This is a genomic window from Pseudomonas sp. BSw22131 (assembly GCF_026810445.1).
Lineage (GTDB): Bacteria > Pseudomonadota > Gammaproteobacteria > Pseudomonadales > Pseudomonadaceae > Aquipseudomonas > Aquipseudomonas huanghezhanensis.
Map to the genome: position 1 here is coordinate 1,407,121 of NZ_CP113949.1, position 18,492 is coordinate 1,425,612.

Here is an 18,492-nt window from a genome sequence, read left to right on the forward strand (position 1 = left end):
ATGGCTAGCCTGCGCGTAGAAGTGATCAGTCTGTTCCCGGAGATGTTTTCCGCCATCAGCGAATACGGCATAACCAGCCGAGCGGTGAAACAAGGGCTGTTGCAGCTCACTTGTTGGAATCCGCGGGACTACACCACAGATCGACATCACACTGTGGACGATCGCCCATTCGGCGGTGGCCCTGGCATGGTGATGAAGATCAAGCCTCTGGAAGATGCTCTGGTTCAGGCCAGGCAGGCGGCAGGGGATGCGGCGAAGGTGATTTACCTGTCGCCACAAGGCCGCAAGCTGGATCAGTCTGCGGTACGCGAACTGGCGAAGGAACAAGCACTTATCCTGATCGCAGGTCGTTACGAAGGCATTGACGAGCGTTTTATTGATGCTCATGTCGATGAAGAGTGGTCGATTGGTGACTATGTGTTGTCTGGTGGTGAGCTGCCGGCGATGGTCCTGATAGATGCGGTTACGCGGCTGCTGCCTGGAGCTTTAGGGCATGCGGACTCTGCGGAGGAAGACTCCTTCACGGCTGGTCTGCTTGATTGCCCGCACTACACCCGACCGGAGGTGTATGCGGATCAGCGTGTTCCCGACGTGTTGCTAAGTGGCAATCACGCACATATCCGGCGTTGGCGTTTACAGCAGTCCCTCGGGCGGACCTATGAACGACGCGCCGATCTTCTGGAAAGCCGCTCGCTTTCTGGAGAAGAGAAGAAGCTGCTGGCGGACTACCTCCGCGAGCGGAACGATAGTTAACGTATCGATGGTAAATCCAGATGATTTACCTTAGGAGCACAGCATGACTAACAAAATCATTCTTGCACTCGAAGCAGAGCAGATGACCAAAGAGATCCCTACCTTTGCCCCGGGCGACACTATTGTCGTTCAGGTGAAAGTAAAGGAAGGTGAGCGTTCGCGTCTGCAAGCGTTCGAAGGCGTTGTAATTGCCAAGCGTAACCGTGGTGTGAACAGTGCTTTCACTGTTCGTAAAATCTCCAACGGTGTTGGCGTTGAGCGTACTTTCCAGACCTACAGCCCGCAAATCGACAGCATGGCTGTGAAACGTCGCGGTGACGTTCGCAAAGCCAAACTGTACTACCTGCGTGACCTGTCCGGCAAAGCAGCTCGCATCAAGGAAAAACTGGGTTAAGTCCAGCGTTCCGATGCAAAAGAAAGCAGCCTCAGGGCTGCTTTTTTGTTGCCTGTCGTTTTTTGTATCCAGAGCAAGGATATGAAAGACTGCCCTTCGTTTTCCTCGCTCAAGCCTGGGTTTTAATGTCCGCAATCGACCACCCCATGATCGACAGATTTCTCGATGCCCTCTGGCTGGAGAAAGGTCTCTCCGACAACACCCGCGACGCTTACAGAAGTGACCTAACGTTGTTCCATGGCTGGTTGCAGGAAAAGGGGATCGAATTGTTGGGTGTCAGTCGTGACGCCATTCTTGATCACTTGGCCTGGCGAGTGGATAACGCCTACAAGCCTCGCTCCACTGCGCGATTTTTGTCCGGAGCTCGTGGTTTTTACCGCTATCTGCTGCGGGAAAAGTTGATCGCCGTTGACCCTACTTTGCAGATCGACATGCCGCAGCTTGGCAAGCCGTTGCCCAAGTCTCTGTCGGAAAGCGACGTAGAGGCGCTGCTAGCCGCCCCGGACCTGAGTGAAGCCATTGGTCAACGCGACCGCGCGATGCTGGAGGTGTTATACGCCTGCGGTTTGAGGGTTACCGAACTGATCAGCCTGACTCTTGAGCAAGTCAATCTTCGTCAGGGCGTCCTGCGGGTGATGGGCAAGGGCAGCAAGGAGCGACTGGTGCCAATGGGGGAGGAGGCTATCGTCTGGGTCGAGCGCTACATGCGCGATGCGCGTCATGAGTTGCTGAACGGGCGTCCCAGCGATGTCATGTTTCCCAGCCTGCGAGGTGAGCAGATGACCCGGCAGACCTTTTGGCACCGGATCAAACATCAGGCCAAGGTTGCCGGGATCGGCAAGACCTTGTCGCCGCATACCTTGCGCCACGCGTTCGCGACGCATCTGCTCAATCACGGCGCCGACTTGCGGGTGGTGCAAATGCTGCTGGGCCACAGCGATCTGTCCACGACGCAGATCTACACCCATGTCGCCCGTGCGCGTTTGCAGGAAATGCATGCCAAACACCACCCGCGAGGGTGAAAGACCGTTTGATTTTACGACGAGTCTTACGTCACTCCGCGTCGGCCAAACGGGGCTTATGTGATAGGCTTTGCCGGTTTCGCAGACATGAGCATCAGAAAACAGGCCCTAGTGTTTTCACCCGCCGTTTTCGACCCGTCCGTCTGCCCACCGCCCGAGGAGTTTTCATGCGCGTGACTCGTTTTATTGCCGCCGCCGCAGTCGTGCTGGCAAGTACTTTCAGCCTTTCGGTTCAAGCCGATGAGGCCGCCGACAAAGCCATTCGCAAGACGCTGGAGTCACTCAATCTCGAATTGCCTGTCGAAAGCATCGGCAGCAGTCCGCTCAATGGTCTGTACGAGGTCAAACTCAAAGGTGGCCGCGTTCTCTACGCAAGCCCTGATGGCCAGTTCGTGATGCAGGGTTACCTGTTTCAGATCCAGGACGGGAAGCCAGTCAATCTGACCGAAAAGACCGAACGTCTGGCTATTTCGAAGACCATCAATGGCATTCCGGCCGGCGAGATGGTGGTTTACCCCGCGATTGGTGAAACCAAGTCCCACATCACTGTTTTCACTGATACGACCTGTCCGTATTGCCATAAACTCCACGCCGAAGTCCCCGCGCTGAACAAGATGGGCATCGAGGTGCGCTACGTGGCCTTCCCGCGCCAGGGTCTTGGCTCTCCGGGCGACGAACAGCTGCAAGCGGTCTGGTGCTCCAAGGATCGTCGTGCTGCCATGGACCGGATGGTCGATGGCAAGAATATTCAGGCCGCCAAGTGCGCCAACCCGGTCAGCAAGCAATACGAGATCGGTCAGTCGATCGGCGTGAACGGTACGCCAGCCATTGTCCTGGCCGACGGGCAGGTCATTCCGGGCTATCAGCCAGCGCCACAAGTGGCCAAACTGGCACTCAGCGTCAAGTAATCCTGCGGGTCGCCTTGCGCGGCGACCTGCATTGAAGCGCCGGACCTGCCGTCGCTTCATCAACAGTAAGCCGCTGCTCAGTGCGGCTGTTTCCACGGCCGGCCCTCGCGTCGGCCGTTTTATGGGGAGTTCATAGTGAAACCGGTCAAAGTAGGCATCTGTGGGCTAGGTACTGTCGGTGGCGGTACCTTCAACGTACTAAAGCGTAACGCCGAGGAAATCGCCCGCCGTGCAGGGCGTGGAATTGAAGTGGCACAAATTGCCATGCGTACGCCAAACCCCAATTGCCAGATTACCGGTACACCCACCACGACCGATGTGTTCGCCGTTGCAACCAATCCTGAGATCGAAATCGTCATCGAGCTGATTGGCGGCTACACCATTGCGCGAGACCTGGTGCTCAAAGCCATCGAAAATGGCAAACACGTGGTCACAGCCAACAAGGCGCTGATTGCCGTGCATGGCAATGAGATCTTCGCCAAGGCCCGCGAAAAGGGTGTGATTGTTGCATTCGAAGCCGCCGTTGCAGGCGGTATTCCGGTGATCAAGGCCATCCGTGAAGGTCTGTCTGCAAACCGTATCAACTGGGTTGCGGGCATCATCAACGGCACGGGCAACTTCATCCTCACCGAGATGCGTGAAAAAGGTCGCACGTTCCCGGATGTACTGGCCGAGGCGCAAGCGCTGGGTTATGCAGAAGCTGATCCTACCTTCGACGTAGAGGGTATCGATGCCGCCCACAAACTGACGATTCTCGCGTCCATCGCATTCGGCATCCCGCTGCAATTCGACAAGGCTTACACCGAAGGCATTACCAGGCTCACCACCGCGGACGTCAACTACGCCGAAGCTCTGGGTTATCGCATCAAGCACCTTGGAGTCGCTCGCAGCACGCCGGCGGGTATCGAGTTGCGCGTCCATCCGACGTTGATTCCTGCTGATCGCCTGATCGCCAACGTGAACGGTGTGATGAACGCTGTCATGGTCAATGGCGATGCGGCCGGTTCCACGTTGTTCTACGGCGCAGGCGCAGGCATGGAGCCAACTGCTTCATCCGTCGTCGCCGATCTGGTGGACGTGGTGCGTGCGTTGACGACCGACCCCGAGAACCGTGTCCCGCATCTGGCGTTCCAGCCAGACTCGCTGTCCGCTCATCCGATCCTGCCGATCGAAGCCTGCGAGAGCGCCTACTACCTGCGCATCCAGGCCAAGGATCACCCCGGGGTGTTGGCACAAGTGGCGAGCATCCTGTCGGAGCGCGGCATCAACATCGAATCGATCATGCAGAAAGAAGTCGAAGAGCAGGACGGTCTTGTGCCGATGATTCTGCTGACTCACCGTGTGGTCGAACAACGCATGAACGATGCCATCCAGGCCCTTGAAGCGGTGCAGGACGTAGTCGGGCCGGTGGTTCGCATCCGCGTCGAACATCTCAACTAAGAGCAGCTGCAAGCTGCAAGTGGAAAGCTGCAAGCCAGAAGCGCCAGACGCCAGGCTTGTAGCTTGAGGCTTACAGCTTGAAGCCCAAACCGAAGGTTTGATTTTATGCGCTACATCAGTACTCGTGGCCAGGCACCGGCCCTGAATTTCGAAGACGTGCTGCTTGCAGGGCTTGCCACCGATGGCGGCCTGTATGTTCCGGAAAACCTGCCGCGCTTCACCCAGGAAGAAATCGCATCCTGGGCAGGCCTGCCATATCACGAGCTGGCGTTTCGGGTGATGCGCCCGTTCGTCACCGGCAGCATCCCGGATGCGGATTTCAAGAAGATTCTCGAAGAGACCTATTCTTCGTCTGAAAACGGCGTGTTTGCACACAGCGCCATTGCGCCGTTGCGTCAGCTTGAGGGCAACGAGTGGGTCCTGGAGTTGTTTCACGGCCCAACCCTGGCGTTCAAGGATTTCGCCCTGCAACTGCTCGGTCGTTTGCTGGATTACTTTCTGGCCAAGCGCAATGAGCGTGTAGTGATCATTGGCGCTACCTCGGGCGACACCGGCTCAGCTGCCATCGAAGGCTGCCGTCGCTGCGACAACGTCGACATTTTCATCCTGCACCCGAACAACCGGGTGTCGGACGTGCAGCGTCGTCAGATGACCACCATCTTCGGCGACAATATTCACAACGTCGCCATCGAAGGTAACTTCGACGACTGCCAGGAAATGGTCAAGAACAGCTTCGCCGACCAGAGCTTCCTGAAAGGTACGCGGCTGGTGGCGGTCAACTCGATCAACTGGGCACGGATCATGGCCCAGATCGTTTACTACTTTCACGCAGCCCTTCAACTGGGCGGCCCTGCGCGCTCGGTGGCGTTCTCGGTGCCTACAGGCAACTTCGGCGACATCTTCGCCGGGTATCTGGCGCGCAACATGGGCCTGCCGATCAGCCAACTGATCGTCGCGACCAACCGCAATGACATCCTGCATCGCTTCATGAGCGGCAATCAGTACGTCAAGGAAACCCTTCACGCCACGCTGACGCCTTCCATGGACATCATGGTGTCGTCGAACTTCGAGCGACTGCTGTTCGACATGCACGGGCGCAACGGCGCTGCAATTGCCGGGCTTATGGATAACTTCAGGCAGGGCGCCGGTTTCAGCGTCGACGAAGAGCGCTGGACTGAAACCCGCAAGCTGTTTGACTCTCTGGCGGTCACCGACGAACAGACCTGCGAAACCATCGCTCAGGTATTTGCCAGCACCGGTGAGCTGCTTGATCCGCACACGGCGATCGGTGTAAAAGCTGCACGGGACTGCCGTCGCAGTCTCGACACGCCGATGGTCATCCTGGGCACAGCGCACCCGGTCAAATTCCCTGACGCTGTGCTGAAAGCCGGTGTAGGAAAAGCGCTTGAACTGCCTGCACATTTGTCTGATTTGTTTGAGCGCGATGAACGCTGCACTGTCCTGCCAAATGACCTAAAGGCTATGCAGGCCTTCGTCAGTCAGCACGGCAATCGTGGCAAACCACTGTGACGGTATAGCCGTGTAACAACTTAGGGCCCGCCATTCGGCGGGCCTTGTCGTTTGTGCGTGCCAAACTTCAAGGACTAGCAATCTTACGGATGAGCCATTGGCAGTGAAGCAATCAAGGATGTGCGCCTTCAAGGCGTTCATGACCAGCGAATCGATCAGGTGCGCATCAGCCCTTATCGTGTTGCTGATGTCGTGTTCTATAAGTCAGACCATTACGGCGGCGCAAAGCCTGCCGTTCAAGCTCGTGGCACCGTTTCTCACGTTGCAGCCGTTGATGCTCGACGGAACCGATCGCCGCTGGCTTGCCGAGCGCGGGACGTTGCGGGTGGGAATTGCGATTGCCGACTACGAACCTGTCGACATCACCAGTGACCGCAACCGTTACCAGGGTGTCAGCGCTGACTACCTGAGTCTGGTCAGCGCCAAGCTTTCAACACCGGTTCAGGTGGTTGGGTTTGCCAAACGTGAGCAGGCAGTGGCGGCGTTACTCGAAGGCTCAATCGATATTCTCACCAGCGCCAACGGGTTTGAGAAAGGCATCAAAAAGCTCGCATTCACCCGCGAATACATGCCCGACAGGGCGGTGGTGGTCGGGCGTGGCGATGACGCAAGCCTGCTGCCATCGCTCAAGGGCAAACGCATCGTGGTGCTGGACGGTTACGCCGATGCAGGCGTCTTGAAAGCGGCTTACCCGCAAAGCGAAGTCATTCTGGCGCCCAACCTCTACAGCGCGCTTGAAGCCCTGGGCCAGGGCGATGTCGATGCATTCATTGGCAACGAGGTCATCGTCCGCTCTTATAACGCTTTGCGTCCTTACCTGGGGCTACAGATCAAGTTCGAAAGCTCGCTGCCTGCGGTGGGTTTTTCATTCGCTACCCGTGAAAGCGATCAGCGCCTGCTTAGCCTGACAGACCGAGCGCTGGCAAGTCTCGACGAGTCTGTCGGGCGTGAAGTTCTGAGCCGCTGGACAGTGGGCCTTGGCGCCGACGTAGTGCGTCACAGCATTCCGTTCAACAAAGCCGAACAGCGCTGGGTACGCCGACATTCACGGGTCATCGTCGCGTCGGGCGAGTTTCCGCCCTACATCTACAAAGACACCAATGGCCAGTGGGTTGGGCTGAACGTCGACATTCTCAACCGAATCACCCGCATGACCGGTCTGCAATTCGTTCACAAGGCAATGGGGTCCACCCAGGAAACCCTCGACATCTTGCGCAAGGGCGAGGCGGACATGAACACCAGCCTCGCTGAGAATGCCGAACGCAAGTTGCTGCTTGATTTTACCTACTCGTATGGCGGCAATAGCTGGGTGTTCGTGGTGCGCGAAGACCACTCCCGCAAGATCTCGCTGTCTTCGCTTGCCGGCAAAGTCCTGGCCCTGCCCGCCAGGCATGCCCTCGAAGACACCATCCGCAACGAATATCCCGATATCAGGCTGAGTTCGGTCGCCACATACGACGAGGCCAGAGCGCTGGTCGAGACCGGTCAGGCGGACGCGACCATTCAGAGTGAGGCCTCCGCGTGGCTGTATCCGCCCGGCAAGTTGCGGGTTGCGCGCAGTGTCGAGGGGCGGTGGTCCCCGGACCGTTTCTCGGTGGTCAAAACCCAGCCTGAGCTGGCTAGCATTCTGAACAAGGCGCTTGAGGAGTTTCCGGTGGCGGAAATGCGTGCTCTGCGAATGAAATGGCTGGGCGCGACCATCGCGCAGCCGACACTCTGGCAGCGGATTCCTCCTTGGTTTTATTGGGCTGCCGCCGTGGCGCTGCTGTTGATCGTTGTATCGCTGGGCTGGAGCAGTCGCTTGAAGGCGCAGATCCGGCAGCGCGTCAGGGCCGAGGTAAAACTCAACGATCAACTGGCGTTCAAGCGCGCGTTGCTGGACGGTATTCCTAACCCGATTTACGTTCGCGATCTTCAGGGCCGCCTGATCTCCTGCAACCGCAGTTACGAAGAAAGCTTTGGCGTCAGCTTCGAGCAGATGAACGGCCGGCGGCTGATCGATGTGGACCTGATCCCCAAATCAAGCGCCGAGCAACTGCACGGTGATTACCTGAAGCTGCTGCAAACCCAACGTCCGGTGTTCGCTGATCGAAGCATGGAGTTGTTTGGCAAGCCTATTGAAGCCTATCAATGGACGGTCCCGTTTTACCGGGCTGACGGCCAGTTGCAAGGGTTGCTCGGGGGATGGATTGATATCACCGAACGCAAACGGCTTGAGGCCGAAATCAAGGAGGCTCACCAGCACGCTGAAAGCGCCAATCAGGCGAAGACCACCTTTCTGTCCACCATGAGCCACGACATCCGCACGCCCATGAGCGCGATCATCGGCCTGCTTGAGCTAGAGCGTGAGCACGCCATACGTCGGGGTCAGGCCCCGTCGGACGGTTTGGGCACGGCATTGCGCGCGGCCAATGAACTGGTGACGCTGATCGGCGAGAGCCTGGACCTTGCGAAAATCGAGTCCGGCAGTCTGCAATTAGCCCCCGTACCAACGCCACTTCGCACTTTTTTCCAGCACACGTGTGAGCTGTTCGAGGCGCAGGCGGTTGTGGCAGGGTCCCGCCTGATCCTTGATCTCGAAGAGCAGGTTCAGGGCCACTACCATTTCGATCCTCAGCGGCTGCGCCAGGTGCTGCAAAACCTGATTGGCAATGCGCTGAAATTCACAGCGGATGGAGCAGTGACTGTCCACGTGAGATTGAGCGCAATCGAAACGAACCAGGTGCGGTTGAAATTCTGCGTAGAAGACACCGGAATCGGCATGACGCAAGAGCAGCAACGCGGACTGTTTCAACCGTTCGCTCAGGCGCACGTGCACTCGGCCGCTGCTCACAGCGGAAGCGGCCTGGGGTTGAGTATCTGTCGCGAACTGGTGACGTTGATGGGAGGGCAGATCAGCCTGGACAGCGAGGCAGGGCAGGGGACTAAGGTCTCGGTCGAAATGACGCTGGTCTGCGCCACGCCACCCCTCGCCGCCGAGCCAGAGCATTCGCCGATAGGCATGGCGGCGCTGCCCTTGCGGGTGCTGGTGGTTGACGATGTCGCCGCTAACCGTCTGGTGTTGACTCAGCAATTGGAGTTTCTCGGGCATGAGGTCGTTGCAACCCACGCCGGGGACCTGGCACTGGCTTTGTGGAGAGAAGGGCTTTTCGATGCAGTGTTCACGGACTGCAACATGCCTGACGTGACCGGCTATGAGCTGGCCAGGGCTGTCCGCGACACTGAACATCAAGAGCAACGTGAGCCCATTCTGATCATCGGCTGCACCGCTAACGCCATGCTGGAGGAGGGCGCTCGATGCGAGCGCGCGGGTATGGACGGTCTATTGGTCAAGCCGGTATCGATTGCGCAATTGGCGCAGACCCTTGAGAGCCTTGTCGCCGGTCCACGCAACGAGGCGGATTTCGACATCCGCACATTGCACCGCATGACCCAGGCCGACGAAGTGCAACTTCAGCGAATGCTCGCCGCCCTCAACGACAACCTTCTGACCGAGCAGAAGGCCGTCAGCGCGGCAATCGTCGCGCCGGACTGGAAGGCCCTCGGCGCCAGCGTGCATCGGCTCAAAGGCGTCGCTTGCCTTATCGATGCCGTACCACTGGCAAAGGCCTGCAGTCAGCTCGATAACAGCGTGCGTCAACAGTCGAACGAGTCCCTGATGCAGGCCTGTTCGCAACTCGATGACAGCATTCAATCGTTGCGCAGCAGCATCGCGCCGCACCTCAAGCACCCCACACTTTAGGACGTGTCCTATTCGGTGCAGTTTTCAGCCGTTTTAAAGTACAGGTCCACTGGCTGAAGACTGCCCGACCCGAGAGGTTTACGAGTGCGCTCGCTCAAAGTTCTGATTCTGGAAGACAACCCTTTTCAATTGATGGCCCTGCATCAGATGCTCAATGCCAATCAGGTGTTCGACGTACTGACGGCGGGCAGCGTGGAAGCCGCGCAGCGTTCATTAAGCAATCGCGGCGGCGTGGACATCGCGATATGCGACCTGCAAATGGACGGGCCGGACGGTTTGACGCTGATTCGGCACTTGGCTGAAACGGGACAGGCCAGCGCGGTGATCATTCTCAGCAGCGCCGAGCAATCGGTGCTGGATGCCGTGGCGCAGCTGGCGCGTCAGCAGGGCATAGATGTGTTGGGCTGCCTGCAAAAACCAGCATCGGTTGCGACTCTTGGGGATTTGCTAAGCCTCTGGCAGCGTCCTTCAGAGGAGGCCGTTGCGGCCGGCCCCTCAGCGGATTCACAACCCTTTACCGCGCACGAATTGCATCAGTGGCAAATGGGTCAGCCTGAGGACGATCAACCTCGTTACCCGCAATGGATTGCCCACTATCAACCCAAAGTCTCGCTGGATGGACAATTGACCGGCGTTGAACTATTGGCCCGCTGGCAGCATCCGACGCGAGGGCTACTGGCGCCGGGCCAATTCCTTCCGGCGCTTGAACAGGCAGGCCTTTGCGGTGCACTGACATGGAGAATGCTGGAGCTAGGGCTGACCCTTTCAACCGAGCGGCTTCACAGTACCGGCCGGGCATTGCCGGTTGCGGTGAACGTGCCGCCTGCCATGCTCGATCAGCCCGATTTCGTCCCGAAGCTGCAGGCAATGCTGGAGCGTTTCCCCGTTCGTGCGCAAATGCTCACCCTTGAAATCGTCGAACAGTCGGCGCGGCAAATGGCTGTCGTGCAATTCGAAAATCTCCTGCGGCTGCGCATGGCCGGGTGTCGTTTGTCCATTGATGACTTCGGCACCGGCGCTTCCAACATCCAGCGTCTGCTGGAAATGCCGTTCAATGAGTTGAAGATTCCTGCCGAGTTCGTGCGCGGAATGGCCGACGACCGGCGCAAGTCGGCAGTGGTCGCCGGGGCCATGTATATGGCGCAAAAAATGGCGCTGGATGTGGTGGTCGAAGGCGTGGAAACGGTGGATGACTTTGATGCGCTGCTCGGATTGGGCCGGCCCACGATCCAGGGCTATTTCATTGCAAGACCCATGAGTGAAGCGCAGTTGTTGCTGTGGATCGAGCAATGCAGGGAGCAGGCACCCTGGCTTGAGACCTTGCCGTTAGTCACGTGAGCCCATGTTCCTGAAGATAAATGAACAGCGCCGCATCATTGGCCAGGCCGAGTTTGCGCATGGCGTTGACCTTCTGCGCACTGACGGTCTGTTTACTGCGGCTGAGCTGCAAAGCGATGGCGCCCACTGAGTGTCCCGCCGCGAGCAGGCGAATGACTTCCAGTTCCCTGGGCGATAGCTGCTCTGGCGCGACGAGCATGTACGAACCGTAGTCCCCAGCTTCCAGCAAAATGCGCTTTACCGAGTCCGCAACGAATGCACCGCCGGCACGGACGCGGTCGATGGCTGTTGGCAGCTCGCCAGCGACGCTGCCCTTGCTCAGTAAACCGTGGACGCCGAGGGCGAGCATGGCGTTGAAAAGCCCGGCGTTGTTGAGCATGGTCACTACAATGACGGGTAAGGACGGATGCTCGCGGCGAATGCGTTCAAGCAAGCGCAGGCCGTCGTTCTGGTCCTCGACCGGCATCATGAAATCGGTCACCAGCAGATCACAGGGGTTAGTCTTCAGGCCTTTCAGCAACTCGTGTGGCGAGCTCGCCTGAGCGACCACTTGCGCACGGTTGTCCTGCTCGATCACGACCTTGAGACCGATGAGAAAGATCGGATGGTCATCCGCAAGTATGACCCGCAAAGCTTGAGGTTCAGCCGCCATCGCGACTCCTGATTCTGTTTTTCAGGGAATCTTATCTGTCACATTCGACAGGCATGCTCGAGTGCCAGGGTGCGGCAGTCACCTGCGTTGATGGCGTCAGAACTTTCCGGTGAAGTCGATGGTCATTGATAAGCGCCTTTGCATTCAAACTCTTGAGTGGTGATCCAGATGGAAAATATCAGCTTGTTACTTAGTGAAGCACTGGCACCTTATCAAGCAAGTCTCGGACCTGTCGGCACGCACGGCGAGCGTCTGGTGACTGTGCGCAACACCGCCGGTGCAACTGTGATTGAACATGTCTTTTTTGCCGCTCAGTTGTGCGACCGTCGCCAACTGACCGATGTTGTCGACGGTCTGCACCGCGACTTGATGGTAGCCGAAGGACGTATCGAACCGTGCGTCATCGCGGCCATGCGAAATGCGACACAAGTCGCAGCTTTCGCCACCACTCGGGCATTTGTTTAAGTCTGCGGGAACCTTGTGCAGGAACAAGGCTCCTATTGAATACGCCAGGTTCAGCCATTGTGCTCCGATGATTGATACCTGTCGTACGGGCCCAAGATGGGTCGCGGTTTACCCCGAGCAGTCTCCCCGCTGCTCGGGGTTTCTTTTTGCATGCGATTTGCCGGTACGTGCCGTCAGGTGCGCTTTCCCGACTTACTGATCAGCAAAGAACGTCTTTGCGTCCTGTAGGTATTCTTCTCGTTTGGCCATCCATTGCGCATAGAAGCCGATCAACCGGGTGCTGCGCAGCACGCGCATTTCTCGGTTGATCATGTCCATGGCTCGCTGTCCTTGCTCAGAGTTCGAGCAACCGATATGCGCGAACTGATATTTGGGCACGTCCTTGACCGGGTAAAACTCCAGCTCGTTCAGCGGCACGCTTTGTTGCTGGGCGTGGAATCGAGCTTCCGGCCAGTAGCTGATGAACGCCTCAAACCGCCCGGCACGTTCCATCTGCAGCATGCTGCCCACCGCAGCATTGCCGTAATGCAGCACCAGATTGTCTTGCGGGTACTGATGCAGCACGTTGTCGATCACTGGCCCGTAGCTGCGTTCGGCAACGATCCCGATCTTAATCTTCCTGCTGTTCAACACCTGCGCCAGATCAAGGCGCCCGTCTTCGGAGACGAAAGGCGCGAACAGCGCGTGGTCTTTTTGATTGATGGTCACGCCATTGGAGGGGGTTGCGTACGTAGGGATCGAAAACAGAATGTGTTTTGCCCGCTCCTCTGTCCAAAGCAGTGTCGGGTCGCAAGCGAATACCTCGGGGTCCTGAAGCATCTGCGTGCCACGAGCCCGGTTGACATGCATGATCTGGTGGTTGTATTCGGGCATCTGCGCGATCAGTTCCGGTATCAGCCTGTCGATCGCACCCTGGCCCCGGAGTGGCCCGTAAAAAATGTTCAGCGGTGGAAAGTCACGCACCAGCCAGATCAATGTCTCTTTCGCCTGACTTTGCCCCGGCAGCGCCGCGAGCAGCGCCATCAGGATCGACAGAGCGAGTAGGCCGGGTCGGGCAGGCCGCCAGTATCCAATGACCATCCGTTGCAGTAATCCTTGAAAAAAGTCCGACGTCAGTTCAGATAAACCAGCCGCCACTCCCAGGCGATCGAGGCTGACAGTGCGGGAAGTCCAATCCCGAAGTTGCAGGGCAGAGGGTCTCTGCTCAGGGTATCGGCGTTGTGTATCAATTGTTTAACAGTTGTACACGAAGATGAGTCAGCTGTTGCGGGCCGATCCGATGAGTCGATTTTCGTCACCCCGTCGCCCGATCTCCCAGTTCGGTCGTTCAAGGCGACGTGCATCGGTTAGACTTGCGGCCTTTCCCGTCTTCAGAAGCCCGTTCATGGCCCAGCCGTCCACGACTTACAAGTTCGAACTCAATCTCACCGACCTTGATCGCTCGGTTTACGAGAGCGTCAAGCAAACCATCGCGCGCCACCCTTCGGAAACCGAAGAGCGCATGACCGTGCGCCTTCTGGCCTACGCCTTCTGGTACAACGAGCAACTGTCATTCGGGCGTGGTCTGTCAGATGTAGACGAACCAGCCCTGTGGGAAAAAAGCCTGGATGATCGGGTGCTGCACTGGATCGAAGTCGGTCAGCCCGATGCTGACCGCCTCACGTGGTGTTCGCGTCGTACCGAACGCACCAGCCTGCTCGCGTACGGCAGCCTTCGGGTGTGGGAAGGCAAAGTCATCCCTGCGATCAAAAACCTGAAAAACGTCAATATCGCTGCCGTTCCGCAAGAGGTGCTGGAGACCTTGGCCAAGGACATGCCGCGGGTGATCAAGTGGGATGTGATGATCAGCGAAGGCACGATTTTCGTAACCGATGATCGCGGTCAGCACGAAGTTCAGCTGCAGTGGCTGGCAGGCGAGCGAGGCTGATCCTCGCTGTGCAACGGTGTCACACCCGAACCTGTTTCAGAAAAAAATCCTAGCGGAACCTGCATGCGCATCGAACCTCGTCTGTTGCCTGACACCCTGCCGTTTCTCGGCGACTTGCCACCCTTGCTGACCCGCCTGTATGCGGCGCGCGGCGTGCTCTCTCAAGACGAACTGGACAAGGGCCTGGCAAGGCTGATTCCGTATCAGCAGCTCAAGGGAATCGACGCGGCCGTGGATTTGCTGGTGACCGCGCTGCAGCAGCGCCAGCGCATTCTTATCGTCGGCGACTTCGATGCCGATGGCGCCACCGCAAGCACCGTGGGTGTGCTCGGATTACGTTTGCTCGGCGCAGCCCACGTGGATTATCTGGTGCCCAATCGCTTTGAGTTCGGCTACGGCCTGACGCCGGAGATCGTCAAGGTGGCGCTTGAGCGTACGCCGGACCTGCTGATGACCGTGGACAACGGCATCTCCAGTGTCGAAGGCGTGGCGGCGGCCAAAGCGGCGGGTTTGCAGGTACTGGTCACCGATCACCATTTGCCCGGTCACGAACTGCCGGCGGCCGATGCCATCGTCAACCCTAACCAGCCCGGCTGCACGTTTCCGAGTAAGTCGCTGGCAGGTGTGGGCGTGATTTTCTACGTGCTGATGGCGCTGCGAGCGCGGCTGCGGGACACAGGCTGGTTTGAGGCCAATGGCCGCGCCCAACCCAATCTGGGTGAGCTTCTGGATCTGGTCGCGCTGGGCAGTGTTGCCGACGTGGTGCCGCTGGACGCCAACAACCGGATTCTGGTGCACCAGGGCCTGATGCGTATTCGGGCCGGGCGAGCGCGTCCGGGGCTGCGGGCGATTCTCGAAGTCGCCAAGCGTGAGCCGTCGCGCATCACGTCGACCGATCTGGGATTCATTCTGGGGCCACGCTTGAATGCCGCCGGGCGTCTGGACGACATGAGCCTGGGCATCGAATGCCTGCTGTGCGAAGACGAGATCCAGGCGCGCGAGATGGCGGTCAAACTGGACGAGCTGAACCAGGACCGCAAATCCATCGAGCAGGGTATGCAGCGCGAGGCGTTGGCGCAGCTCAAGGATCTGCCGCTTGAATCCATGCCGTTTGGTTTGTGCCTGTACGAAGCCGAATGGCATCAAGGCGTGATAGGCATCCTCGCGTCCCGTATGAAAGAGCGCTATCACCGCCCGGTCATCGCCTTTGCCAGCGCTGGGGAAGGCGTACTCAAAGGGTCGGCGCGTTCGGTGCCGGGCTTTCATATTCGCGATGCGCTGGACGCAGTGGCGGCCAGGCATCCTCAGCTGATCAGCAAGTTTGGCGGCCATGCGATGGCGGCGGGGCTGTCGCTGCCGGCGGAGCATTTCCCGGCGTTTGCCGAAGCGTTCGATGCCGAAGTCCGGCGTCAACTCAACGAAGAAGACCTGACCGGGCGACTGTTGTCAGACGGCACCCTGGCGGTCGAAGAGTTTCACCTTGAACTGGCGCGGGCTTTGCGCAATGCAGGGCCTTGGGGTCAGCATTTTCCGGAGCCTCTGTTTCACGGGGTGTTCCAGCTGGTGGAGCAGCGCATCGTTGGCGAGCGGCACTTGAAGATGGTGCTCAAGACCGAATGTGGCAGCGTCAAGCTCGACGGCATTGCATTCAGTGTTGACCGCGACGTGTGGCCCAACCCCACCATTCGCTGGGTCGAGCTGGCGTACAAGCTGGACCTGAACGAATTCAGGGGCAATGAAACGGTTCAGCTGATGGTCGCTCACCTTTCGCCACGCTGATCACGGCGGCACTATCTTGGCTGAACCCTCGCTTCTCTCACGTTGTCGATTAGGCTCAATGTTCTGAAAAGGCACTGTGCCTGGAACCCTATTTTTCGACTTGAGAGGTCCCCATGAGCCTGCTGCTTGAACCCTACACCCTTCGTCAACTGACGCTGCTGAACCGCATCGCGGTGTCTCCCATGTGCCAATACAGCTGCGTTGATGGCCTGGCCAATGACTGGCATCTGGTCCACCTCGGCAGCCGCGCAGTGGGTGGCGCGGGTCTGATTTTCACGGAGGCCACTGCGGTCACTAAGGACGGACGCATCACCCCCGAAGACCTCGGCCTCTGGAACGATGAGCAGATCGAACCGTTGCAACGCATCACGCGTTTCATTGCGGCCCAAGGTGCCGTCGCGGGCATCCAGCTGGCGCACGCCGGACGCAAGGGCAGCACTTGGCGGCCATGGGTGAGCGAGCAGGGCACGATCCCGACCGAGCAGGGCGGCTGGCAGCCGTGGGGTGCATCGGACATCGCGTTCGATTCCCATCACAAAGCGCCGACGCCGCTGGATGAGGCTCAGATCAAAGAAGTGATCGACGCCTTTGTCGCCTCTGCCAAACGTGCGCTGACTGCCGGTTTCAAAGTGGTTGAATTACATGCGGCGCATGGCTACCTGCTGCACCAGTTTCTCTCCCCGCTGAGCAATCAGCGCAGCGATCAATACGGTGGTTCGTTCGAAAACCGTATCCGCCTGACGCTGGAAGTTACTGAGGCGGTGCGTGCTGTATGGCCGGAAGATCTGCCTGTGTTCGTGCGGGTTTCCGCGACCGATTGGGTAGAGGGGGGCTGGACTGTCGACGAGACCGTTGAGCTCTCACGGCGCTTGAAAGCCTTGGGCGTGGACTTGATCGATGTGTCATCGGGTGGCTCGGCCGCCAAGGCAGAGATTCCGGTGGGGCCGGGTTACCAGACCCGATTCGCCGAACGCGTGAAACAGGAAGCAGGCATCGCGACGGGCACGGTGGGCATGATCACCGAGCCTGCCCAGGCCGAACACATCCTGCGCACCGGTCAGGCGGATATGGTCCTGTTGGCGCGTGAGCTGCTGCGCGATCCGTACTGGCCGCTGCACGCTGACGAGCAGTTTGGCGCAAAGAAAGCAGTCTGGCCCGCACAGTACCAGCGCGCGACTCACCGTGATCAGCCGATCCACGAGTCCGACCTGCGCGACTGATCCTGTCGCACCTGTAGGCGCCGCGGTGTTGCTTTCCCGGCGCCTTTTGGCGCTCAACGCCCGCCCATTATCGTGATGTAGTCCTCAGCCCATCGGCTGTAGGGCACATACCTGCCGCCTTCGGCTTGTGGGGTTTTCCAGAAGGCGATCTTCTCGAACAGGTCGGTACCGTTTGTGGTGCAGCCCTGTGCACCCAGCAAATCGCTGGCATTGCAGGCTTGCGGTACGACGGGCAACGACCCAAACCAGGCCGCTATGTCGCCCTGAACCTTGGGTTGCAGCGACCAGTCCATCCATTTGTAGGCGCAGTTGGGGTGTTTTGCATCGGCGTGCAGCATGGTGGTGTCTGCCCAGCCGGTGGTGCCTTCTTGAGGGATGGTCGATGCAATGGGCTGTTTGTCCGCTCGCAGCCCATTGACCATGTAACCCCAGGAACCGGAGGCCGCGACGCCTTCGTTTTTCACGTCACTCATCTGCACCGTCGGGTCGTGCCAGTACCGGTGAATCAGCGGCTGCTGTTTTCGCAACAGCTCAAGCACCGCCGAGTACTGGGTTTCGGTCAACTGATAAGGGTCTTCGATTTCCAGATCCGGTTGTTCTGTCTTCAGGTACAGCGCGGCATCGGCGATGTAGATAGGCCCGTCATAGGCCTGTACGCGGCCCTTGTTCGGTTTGCCGTCCGGCAGGTCCTGAGCCTCGAACACCACGCTCCAGCTCACGGGCGGAGTCTTGAATATGTCGGTGTTGTACAGCAGCACGTTCGGCCCCCACTGATAGGGCGTGCCGTAGATTTTCTTATCGACCACATACCATTGGCCGCCCACCAGACGCGGATCTAGGTTTTTCCAGTTAGGGATCAGCGACGGGTCGATAGGCTGCACTCGCTTGCCGGCGATCAATCGACGCGATGCATCGCCTGATGCGGTCACAAGGTCATAACCGCCTGTGGTCATCAAACTGACCATTTCATCCGACGTTGCGGCGGTCTTGACGTTGATCTTGCAGCCGGTCTCTTCCTCGAAACCGCTGACCCAGTCATAAGCCTTGTCGTTGTCGCCACGTTCGATGTAACCCGGCCACGCCACGATATCGAGCTGGCCCTCGCCCTCGCCAACAGCCTTGACCGCTTCGGCTGCCTGCAACGTGCCACTGGCAAACAACGCGGTGATTACTGCGCTCAAAAGAGCGGTTTTGTGCACTGACATCGTGGGTGTTCTCTTCATTCAAGTGTTTTGGCAGGAATTCAGTGGATCAAAGGTTTTTCGCTCAAGGCCCCAACGGTCATCGTTCTTTAGGCCCGTGACGCGGCAGTGTGGGTTCAG

The 18,492-nt window shown here is 58.6% G+C and carries 15 protein-coding genes; 12 read left to right on the forward strand and 3 right to left on the reverse strand.

Going from position 1 to position 18,492, the window contains the following annotated elements; genetic code table 11:
* From trmD to OYW20_RS06305, 8 genes are all read left to right on the forward strand, one after another.
* Entirely contained in the window at positions 1 to 753 is a 753-nt protein-coding gene (trmD, locus tag OYW20_RS06270; protein WP_268799849.1) for a tRNA (guanosine(37)-N1)-methyltransferase TrmD, read from the forward strand.
* A 43-nt stretch (positions 754 to 796) separates the two neighbouring features.
* The gene (rplS, locus tag OYW20_RS06275) at positions 797 to 1,147 is read left to right on the forward strand and encodes a 50S ribosomal protein L19 (RefSeq protein ID WP_268799850.1); all 351 of its coding nucleotides are present in this window, start codon (positions 797 to 799) and stop codon (positions 1,145 to 1,147) included.
* Positions 1,148 to 1,272: 125 nt separating this feature from the next.
* The gene (gene xerD, locus OYW20_RS06280; protein WP_268799851.1) at positions 1,273 to 2,169 is read left to right on the forward strand and encodes a site-specific tyrosine recombinase XerD; all 897 of its coding nucleotides are present in this window, start codon (positions 1,273 to 1,275) and stop codon (positions 2,167 to 2,169) included.
* Between the two features lie 167 nt (positions 2,170 to 2,336).
* Positions 2,337 to 3,077 (forward strand): thioredoxin fold domain-containing protein, encoded by a 741-nt coding sequence (locus tag OYW20_RS06285; RefSeq protein ID WP_268799852.1) that lies wholly within the window; start codon positions 2,337 to 2,339, stop codon positions 3,075 to 3,077.
* A 135-nt stretch (positions 3,078 to 3,212) separates the two neighbouring features.
* Positions 3,213 to 4,517: a homoserine dehydrogenase gene (locus tag OYW20_RS06290; RefSeq protein WP_268799853.1), complete on the forward strand. Its 1,305-nt coding sequence runs from the start codon at positions 3,213 to 3,215 to the stop codon at positions 4,515 to 4,517.
* A gap of 105 nt (positions 4,518 to 4,622) precedes the next feature.
* Positions 4,623 to 6,047 (forward strand): threonine synthase, encoded by a 1,425-nt coding sequence (thrC, locus tag OYW20_RS06295; protein ID WP_268799854.1) that lies wholly within the window; start codon positions 4,623 to 4,625, stop codon positions 6,045 to 6,047.
* A 187-nt stretch (positions 6,048 to 6,234) separates the two neighbouring features.
* The gene (locus OYW20_RS06300) at positions 6,235 to 9,789 is read left to right on the forward strand and encodes a transporter substrate-binding domain-containing protein (RefSeq protein ID WP_268799855.1); all 3,555 of its coding nucleotides are present in this window, start codon (positions 6,235 to 6,237) and stop codon (positions 9,787 to 9,789) included.
* 84 nt (positions 9,790 to 9,873) lie between these two features.
* Positions 9,874 to 11,127: an EAL domain-containing response regulator gene (locus OYW20_RS06305; protein ID WP_268799856.1), complete on the forward strand. Its 1,254-nt coding sequence runs from the start codon at positions 9,874 to 9,876 to the stop codon at positions 11,125 to 11,127.
* Here OYW20_RS06305 and OYW20_RS06310 read toward each other — a convergent pair.
* A complete protein-coding gene (locus tag OYW20_RS06310; RefSeq protein WP_268799857.1) occupies positions 11,120 to 11,779 on the reverse strand; it encodes a response regulator transcription factor in 660 nt (219 codons plus the stop codon). The two genes, OYW20_RS06305 and OYW20_RS06310, sit on opposite strands and share 8 nt — an antisense overlap.
* Before the next feature lie 168 nt (positions 11,780 to 11,947).
* Here OYW20_RS06310 and OYW20_RS06315 point away from each other — a divergent pair, with 168 nt between their 5' ends.
* Positions 11,948 to 12,244 carry a DUF3509 domain-containing protein gene (locus tag OYW20_RS06315; protein WP_268799858.1) on the forward strand — a complete coding sequence of 99 codons (297 nt, stop codon included), beginning with the start codon at positions 11,948 to 11,950 and terminating at the stop codon, positions 12,242 to 12,244.
* Positions 12,245 to 12,436: 192 nt separating this feature from the next.
* Here the strand turns inward: OYW20_RS06315 and OYW20_RS06320 are convergent, their stop codons facing one another.
* Complete coding sequence (locus OYW20_RS06320; RefSeq protein WP_268799859.1) at positions 12,437 to 13,324, reverse strand: TIGR02285 family protein; 888 nt, start codon at positions 13,322 to 13,324, stop codon at positions 12,437 to 12,439.
* A gap of 304 nt (positions 13,325 to 13,628) precedes the next feature.
* On the opposite strand from OYW20_RS06320, the gene OYW20_RS06325 reads away from it, so the two are divergent.
* The 3 genes from OYW20_RS06325 (at position 13,629) to OYW20_RS06335 (ending at position 17,170) form a co-directional block, all read left to right on the forward strand.
* Positions 13,629 to 14,171 (forward strand): YaeQ family protein, encoded by a 543-nt coding sequence (locus OYW20_RS06325; RefSeq protein ID WP_268799860.1) that lies wholly within the window; start codon positions 13,629 to 13,631, stop codon positions 14,169 to 14,171.
* 63 nt (positions 14,172 to 14,234) lie between these two features.
* Positions 14,235 to 15,950, forward strand: a complete 1,716-nt coding sequence (gene recJ, locus OYW20_RS06330) for a single-stranded-DNA-specific exonuclease RecJ (RefSeq protein WP_268799861.1) — start codon at positions 14,235 to 14,237, stop codon at positions 15,948 to 15,950.
* A gap of 113 nt (positions 15,951 to 16,063) precedes the next feature.
* Complete coding sequence (locus OYW20_RS06335) at positions 16,064 to 17,170, forward strand: NADH:flavin oxidoreductase/NADH oxidase (RefSeq protein ID WP_268799862.1); 1,107 nt, start codon at positions 16,064 to 16,066, stop codon at positions 17,168 to 17,170.
* 53 nt (positions 17,171 to 17,223) lie between these two features.
* On the opposite strand, the gene ydcS is transcribed toward OYW20_RS06335, so the two are convergent.
* Entirely contained in the window at positions 17,224 to 18,375 is a 1,152-nt protein-coding gene (gene ydcS, locus OYW20_RS06340; protein ID WP_268799863.1) for a putative ABC transporter substrate-binding protein YdcS, read from the reverse strand.
* Positions 18,376 to 18,492: the final 117 nt, after the last annotated feature.